Annotated in this window: 7 protein-coding genes; 1 reads left to right on the top strand and 6 read right to left on the bottom strand. The window is 71.6% G+C overall.

Features of this window, described 5'->3' with window-relative positions:
• Window positions 1–216: 216 nt before the first annotated feature.
• The 3 genes from H8B08_RS12250 to H8B08_RS12240 all read right to left on the bottom strand — a co-directional run bounded on the left by H8B08_RS12250 (window position 217) and on the right by H8B08_RS12240 (window position 3,324).
• Window positions 217–951: a sterol desaturase family protein gene (locus H8B08_RS12250; protein WP_187450479.1), complete on the bottom strand. Its 735-nt coding sequence runs from the start codon at window positions 949–951 to the stop codon at window positions 217–219.
• Window positions 952–1,027: 76 nt separating this feature from the next.
• On the bottom strand, window positions 1,028–1,867 hold the full coding sequence (locus H8B08_RS12245; protein ID WP_187450478.1) for an NlpC/P60 family protein: 840 nt from the start codon (window positions 1,865–1,867) through the stop codon (window positions 1,028–1,030).
• 62 nt (window positions 1,868–1,929) lie between these two features.
• Window positions 1,930–3,324, bottom strand: a complete 1,395-nt coding sequence (locus tag H8B08_RS12240) for a leucyl aminopeptidase family protein (protein WP_187450477.1) — start codon at window positions 3,322–3,324, stop codon at window positions 1,930–1,932.
• A gap of 78 nt (window positions 3,325–3,402) precedes the next feature.
• On the opposite strand from H8B08_RS12240, the gene H8B08_RS12235 reads away from it, so the two are divergent.
• Window positions 3,403–4,266, top strand: coding sequence for a tetratricopeptide repeat protein (locus H8B08_RS12235; protein ID WP_187450476.1), 864 nt, complete (start codon window positions 3,403–3,405; stop codon window positions 4,264–4,266).
• Window positions 4,267–4,304: 38 nt separating this feature from the next.
• Here the strand turns inward: H8B08_RS12235 and dapD are convergent, their stop codons facing one another.
• The 3 genes from dapD to argB are packed head-to-tail and all read right to left on the bottom strand — an operon-like array spanning window position 4,305 to window position 6,723.
• A complete protein-coding gene (dapD, locus tag H8B08_RS12230) occupies window positions 4,305–5,144 on the bottom strand; it encodes a 2,3,4,5-tetrahydropyridine-2,6-dicarboxylate N-succinyltransferase (RefSeq protein ID WP_187450475.1) in 840 nt (279 codons plus the stop codon).
• On the bottom strand, window positions 5,141–5,803 hold the full coding sequence (locus H8B08_RS12225; protein ID WP_187450474.1) for a pyrimidine 5'-nucleotidase: 663 nt from the start codon (window positions 5,801–5,803) through the stop codon (window positions 5,141–5,143). The genes dapD and H8B08_RS12225 overlap by 4 nt, the downstream gene beginning before the upstream one ends.
• Entirely contained in the window at window positions 5,800–6,723 is a 924-nt protein-coding gene (gene argB / locus H8B08_RS12220; protein ID WP_187450473.1) for an acetylglutamate kinase, read from the bottom strand. The genes H8B08_RS12225 and argB overlap by 4 nt, the downstream gene beginning before the upstream one ends.
• Window positions 6,724–6,776 lie beyond the last annotated feature (53 nt).

The raw sequence follows: 6,776 nt of genomic DNA, 5'->3' as shown, positions 1-6,776 counted from the left end.
GCTCCGGCCGCCGCCGGCGCTGAGCCGTCCGCCGCTGCGGGCGCCCCCGCTCCGACCGCCACCCCGAGCCAGCCGGCCGCCCAGAAGGCCGCCACGGCCGAGCCGGGCAAGGCGGAAGCCCCGGCCCGCTGATCCCGGCGACGGACTGAAAATTGAGCCCCCGACGCTCCGGCGCCGGGGGCTTTTTCATGCGTCCGGCCTGAGGCGCGAGCGCGGTCAGCGCCAGGTGGCGGCGGCGATCAGGGTGGCGGGCGCGCGGCCGTCGTCGAGGCCGGTCTCCGGGAACTCGCCGGGCTCGGGCCGGCGGTACTTGCCGCTGACGAGGTCGTAGATCGGGAACAGGGCCGAGTAGTTGCAGTCGTGGTACTCGCTGGCCGTCGCGTGGTGCATGCGGTGGTACTGGGGCGCGTTCAGCAACCAGGACCAGCGGCCGAAGCCTAGCCGGATGTTGGCGTGCACGACGTAGTGCCAGAAGCAGATCAGGCTGTAGGCGGCCAGCGCCGCGGGCGTGACCCTGAACAGCAGGCCGACGATCGCGAAGATCGACACGCCCTTCAGCAGCGGGTCCAGCCAGTGATGGCGGTTGCTCGTGGTCACGTTCATGGCCGCGTCGCTGTGGTGCAGCGAATGCAGCCGCCAGAGGAACGGCACGACGTGCTGGGCGCGGTGGAACAGGTATTCGCCGAGGTCGGAGACGAGCACGTAGAGCGCCACGCCCCAGAGGCCCAGCGGCCCTAAGTCGATCAGGCCGCCGCCCAGGCGGTTGACCAGCAGCGCGGTGGCCGGCCCGACGGTCAGCAGCATCAGCTGGGTGCCGGCGTGGTTGATCAGGCCGATCCCGACGTTCAGCCGCCAGGCCCCCTGCCGGCCCGCCGGACGCGCCAGCTCGACCATCCGCAGGAAGCCGTAGATCAGGGCAGTGGACGCAATGAACACGAGCAAGTTCGTCACGCCGACGCTCCCCGATCGCTTCGGCGGGGAGAGTGGGCCTAGAGGGCCCCGACTGACAAGCTGGCGCTCGCGAGCCTCAGAGGCGGCGGAAGGTCGTCGGCGCGCCGACCCGGGCCACGGCCGCGGCGAGCGGCTCGACCGCCACCTGCATGTGCCAGGAGGTGGCGTGAATGATGCGGGCCTCGTCGACCATCAGCGCGACGTGGTCTTCCCAGAACACCAGGTCGCCGCGGCGCAGGTTCGCGAAGCCGTCGCCGGCCTCGATCGTCTCGCCGGTCTCGCGGGCCTGCATGTCGGCGTCGCGCGGGCAGGCGCGGCCGCAGGCGTACAGCGCCTGCTGCACCAGGCCCGAGCAGTCCAGTCCCAGGCTCTCGCGTCCGCCCCACTGGTAAGGCGCGCCGAGGTAGCGTTCGGCGACGGCGGCGGCGTCGCGCTCGAAGATGTCGAAGGCGGCCAGGTGGTCCTCGACCACCCAGCCGGCGCGGGCGATCTTCACGAACCGTCCCTCGCGGGCCTCGACCGTGACCAGGCTGTTCAGGGTCAGCAGCACGGCGACCGCCGACTTGTGGTCCGGTTCGGCGAAGGCGTAGGTGCGCAGGGCCGCGACCCGGTGGGTCGGCGCCAGCACCGGCTCGGCCAGGGCGGCGGCCTCGACCCAGCCCACATAGCCGTCGCGGCGCGCGCGGCCCCAGACCCAGCCGTCCTTTTCGTCGAGCACGTCGAAGGCTTCGCCGAAGACCAGCTGGTCCTGCTGTTCGGAGGCGGCGTCGGACGCCTTGCGGATGGCCGTCGCGGCGACGGCGCACTGGCGGCGGCTCGGCTCGGCGTAACGCTGGGCGCGCACGATCCCTTCCAGGGCCTGCTCGGCCAGATCGGGCCGGGCCAGGGTGGTGCGGGGATCGAATTCTTCGGTCACCGGGGACTCCGGGCGATGAACTAGCGGACCGCGATCCTTAGTCCCCGGTTCCGAAGACCCGGTTAACGCGCGGCGGGAAACCGCTTGGCGAGCATCGCGAACACCGCGCGGATCGCCTGCGCCTCGCCGCCGACCGGCCAGCCCGGCCGCCCGCGCGAGTTCCAGGCGAACACGTCGAAGTGGGTCCAGCTGCCCGCCTTCGGCGCGAAGTGCTTCAGGAACAGCGCCGCGGTCACCGAGCCGGCCTGGGCCCAGTCGGCGGAGTCGTTGCGCACGTCGGCGATGTCGCTCTTCACCGCGTCCTGGTAGCCGGGCCACAGCGGCATGCGCCACATCGGGTCGGCGTGCGCCTTGGCGGCGGCGGCGATCTCCACCGCCAGGCCCTCGTCGTCGGTGTAGAACGGCGGCAGCTCCGGCCCCAGCGCCACGCGCGCGGCGCCCGTCAGGGTCGCGAAGTCGAAGGTCAGGGTCGGCTCCAGCTCGCCGGCGCGGGCCAGCACGTCCGACAGGATCACCCGGCCTTCGGCGTCGGTGTTGCCGATCTCGATGGTCTTGCCCAGCCGCGTGGACAGCACGTCGCCGGGCCGGAAGGCGTCGCCCGAGATGGCGTTCTCCACCGCCGCGACCAGCACGACCAGCCGCACCGGCAGGTCCGCCTGCATGATCAGCCGGCCGAGCGCCAGGGCGTGGGCGGCGCCGCCCATGTCCTTCTTCATGTTGCGCATGCCCGACGCGGGCTTGATGTCCAGGCCGCCGGAATCGAACACCACGCCCTTGCCGACCAGGGCGATCAGCGGCAGCTCCGCGCGGTCCTCGCGCCAGGCCAGCTCGATCACACGGGGCGCGCGGTGCGGGGCGGCGGCGCGGCCCACGGCGTGGACGGCCGGATAGTTCTCCTCCAGCAGGTCGGCGCCGGTGACCACGCCGATCCGCGCGCCGTGCGCCTCGGCGATCTCGCGGGCGATGGTTTCGATCTGCAGGGGGCCCATGTCGGCGGCCGGGGTGTCGACCATCTCGCGCGCCAGCTCGCAGGCGCCGGCCACATGGCGGACGTGGTCGAGGTTCACGCCTTCCGGCGCGACGAGGCGCGGACGGACCCGGTCCTCGCGCTTCTTGTAGCGGTCGAACACGTACGACCCCAGCGCCCAGGCCAGGGCGACCATCTCGCCGGCGTCGGCCGGCGGGTTCTCGATCACGTAGTCGCCGGCCGGCAGCTTGGTCGGCAGGGCGCGCAGGCTCATCGGTTCCAGCTTGCCGCCCAGGCCCCAGATGATCCGCTCAAGCTTGCCGTCCGGTCCCGAGATCGAAGCGACGTGTCCGCTCTGCGCCTTGAACCGCTGGGCCTCGCAGGTGGCGCGCAGCACGCCCTCGGGCAGCGCCTTGAACTCCTCCTCCAGCATCAGCTGAACCGGGATGGCGGCGGCAGATTGGGCGGCGGTGATCAGAACGTCGTGCATGGGGCCTCGGACGGGCTGTTAACGCTTCCTTGGGGCGACGCGCCGACCCTCCGGACGAAGGTTCAAGGAGGCGCTCTGATGTCGCGCAAGCTGGCGTTCGCCGCAACCGTCGCCGTGGCGGTCTTCGCCGCCGCCGCGCCGGCGCAGGCCGGCCTGTTCGGCAAGTCGAAGAAGGACGCGCCCGCCGAGACCACGGCCAAGGCGCCGGCCGGCAAGACCGCGCCCGCCGCCGCAGCGGCCGCGCCGCGCAAGGCCAGCAAGGAGGAACGCGCCCAGGCCGACCGCCTCGACCCGCTGGCCCGCGCGGCCTTCTGGGGTTCGGTGTTCGACGCCGACCCGCAGGACGGGGAGGCGGGCGTGAAGCTGTCGGCCGCCCTGCGCGCTATGGAACGCTATCCCGAGGCCGCCGCCGCCGCCGACCGCGTGCTGGTGACGGATCCGGGCAATGTCGAGGCCATGCTGGAGCTGGGCCGGGCGCACATCGGCCGCGGCCAGGGCTTCTACGCCATCGATCCGCTGAAAAAGGCGATGGCCGCCGCGCCCAAGGACTGGCGCGCTCCCTCGTTGCTGGGCGTGGCCTACGAGCAGGTCAGCCGCCACGACGACGCCGTGGTCGTCTGGAAAGAGGCTCTGAAGCTGTCGCCGGAAAATCCGGCGGTGCTGACCAACCTGGCGCTCAGCTACGCGGCGAACGGCAACGCGGCCCAGGCCGAGACCCTGCTGCGCCAGGCCGTGGCCCGTCCGGGCGCGAGCCTGCAGACCCGCCAGAATCTGGCCCTGGTGCTGGGCCTGCAGGGCAAGACCGCCGAGGCCGAGCGGCTGATCCGCGAGGACCTGCCGCCCGAGCAGGCGGAAAAGAACCTGGCCTGGCTGCGCGCCAAGACCGCCGCCCCGGCCCCGGCCTCGACCGGGCGCACCTGGAACTCGCTTCAGGGCGGGTGAGACTGGATTCTCCCTCCCATGAAGGGGAGGGAGATCTGTCAGTCCCGCAGCAGGTCGTTGACGCTGGTCTTGGACCGGGTCTGGGCGTCGACGCGCTTGACGATGACGGCGCAGGCCAGGCTCGGGCCGCCCTTCGGGTCGGGCAGAGAGCCCGGCACGACCACCGAATAGGGCGGGACGTGGCCGCGGAACACTTCGCCCGTGGCGCGGTCGACGATCTTGGTCGAGGCGGACAGGAACACGCCCATCGACAGCACCGCGCCCTCGCCGACGATCACGCCTTCGGCCACTTCCGAGCGGGCGCCGATGAAGCAGCCGTCCTCGATGATGGTCGGGTTGGCCTGCAGCGGCTCCAGCACGCCGCCGATGCCAGCGCCGCCGGAGATGTGCACGTTCTTGCCGATCTGGGCGCAGGAGCCGACCGTGGCCCAGGTGTCCACCATCGTGCCCTCGTCGACGAAGGCGCCGATGTTCACGAAGGACGGCATCAGCACGACGTTCTTGCCGATGTGGGCGCCGCGGCGCACCACCGCGCCCGGCACGGCGCGGAAGCCGCCGGCGGCGAATTCTTTGTCGCCCCAGCTGGCGAACTTGTTCGGCACCTTGTCCCACCAGGGGCCCATGCCGGGCAGGCCGGCCGCGCTCGGCATCACCGAGTTGGGGTGCAGGCGGAAGGACAGCAGCACGGCCTTCTTCAGCCACTGGTTGGTGACCCATTCGCCGTGGACCTTCTCGGCCACGCGCGCCTTGCCGGCGTCGAGCAGGGCCAGCGCCTGCTCGACCGCGTCGCGCATCGGGCCGCGGGTGTCGGGGGTCAGCTCGACGCGCGCCTCCCAGGCGGCTTCGACTTCGGCTTGCAGGGGGATCAGCTCGTTCATGCGGCGGTCCTGATCCGCGCGTTCATCAGGAACGGCGGGAGTTTGTCGGTTCGGTGGTGGACGAAGTCGGCGCTGGACAGGGCCGCGTGGGCGCCGACCAGGACGGTGGCCATGCCCAGCACGGCGGCCGGCTTCAGGTTGCGTTCGCTGTCTTCGAAGAAGGCCGCGGCGCGCGGATCCACGCCGTGGATGCGCACCAGGTTCTCGTAGGTGGCCTGGGCCGGCTTGGGCACGAAGTCGGCCGCCTCCAGGTGGAAGACGTCCTCGAACAGGTCGCCGATCTGCAGGCGCTCCAGCACACGTTCGGCGTGCTTGGAGCCGCCGTTGGTGAACACCAGACGCCGTCCCGGCAGCCGCGCCAAGGCCGCGAGCAGGGCCGGGTCCGGCGTCAGCCGGTCCATGGCCACGTCGTGCACCTCGTCGAGGAAGGCGCGCGGATCCACGCCGTGGTGGGCCATCAGGCCGGCCAGGGTGGTGCCGTGCTCGTGCAGATAGCGTTTCTGCAAGGCCTTGGCCTCGTCGCGCGGCAGGCCGGTCTCGCGCATGACGAAGGCGGTCATCTTGCCTTCGATCAGGGCCATGTACTCGCACTCGGCCGGGTAGAGCGTGTTGTCGAGGTCGAAGATCCAGGTCTCGACCCGGCTCAGGTCCGCGCTCATCCCGCCTTCACCATGGTGCCGGCGCCGTGCTCGGTGAACAGCTCGACCAGCATGGCGTGCGGGCGGCGGCCGTCCAGCACGATCACGGCCTCGACCCCGCTCTCGACCGCGGCGATGGCGGTCTCCAGCTTGGGGATCATGCCGCCGGTGGCGGTGCCGTCGGCGATCAGCTTGCGGGCCTCGGCCACGGTCATCTGACGGATCAGCTCGCCGTTCTTGTCCAGCACGCCCGGCACGTCGGTCAGCAGCAGCATGCGCTTGGCCCGCAGCGCGCCGGCGACCGCCCCGGCCACGGTGTCGGCGTTGACGTTGAAGGTTTCGCCGTCCTCGGACACGCCGATCGGCGCGATCACCGGCACGTAGTCGGCCTCGGCGTAGATCAGCGCCTCGATCAACTGCGGGTCGACGTCCTTGGGCTCGCCGACGAAGCCGAGGTCGACGATGCGCTCGATGTTGCTGTCCGGGTCGCGTTTTGTGCGCCGCGCCTTTTCGACGGTGATCAGCCGCGCGTCCTTGCCCGACAGGCCCACGCCGCGCACGTCCGCCTCGCGGCCGGCCAGCGTGATCCAGTTGGCGATCTCCTTGTTGATCGCGCCGGACAGAACCATCTCGGCCACTTCCATGGTCGCCCGGTCCGTCACCCGCAGGCCGTCGACGAAGGTCGACTTCACCCCGGCGCGGTCCAGCATGGCCGAGATCTGCGGCCCGCCGCCGTGCACCACCACGGGGTGCACGCCCAGCAGCTTCAGCAGCACCACGTCGGCGGCGAACTGCTTGGCCACGGCTTCCTCGCCCATGGCGTGGCCGCCGTATTTCACGACCACCGTCTCGCGGTCGTAGATCTGGATGTAGGGGAGGGCTTCCGCCAGCGTCTTGGCGGTGGCCCAGCCCTGGTTCTCGGCGTCGGGGGTCGTGGTCATGTCGGGCGCGCGATAGCGCACGCGGACAGGCCTGTCACGGGCCTACCGCACGA

Origin of the sequence: Caulobacter sp. 17J80-11 (assembly GCF_014349105.1) — a bacterium.
Lineage (GTDB): Bacteria > Pseudomonadota > Alphaproteobacteria > Caulobacterales > Caulobacteraceae > 17J80-11.
This window is presented reverse-complemented; position numbering and strand designations above follow the sequence as displayed.

Excerpts from the sequence above, each read along its gene's own strand:
- H8B08_RS12240 (WP_187450477.1), bottom strand. The coding sequence starts at position 3,324 with ATGCACGACGTTCTGATCACCGCCGCCCAATCTGCCGCCGCCATCCCG.
- H8B08_RS12235 (WP_187450476.1), top strand. The coding sequence starts at position 3,403 with ATGTCGCGCAAGCTGGCGTTCGCCGCAACCGTCGCCGTGGCGGTCTTC.
- argB (WP_187450473.1), bottom strand. The coding sequence starts at position 6,723 with ATGACCACGACCCCCGACGCCGAGAACCAGGGCTGGGCCACCGCCAAG.
- dapD (WP_187450475.1), bottom strand. The coding sequence starts at position 5,144 with ATGAACGAGCTGATCCCCCTGCAAGCCGAAGTCGAAGCCGCCTGGGAG.
- H8B08_RS12225 (WP_187450474.1), bottom strand. The coding sequence starts at position 5,803 with ATGAGCGCGGACCTGAGCCGGGTCGAGACCTGGATCTTCGACCTCGAC.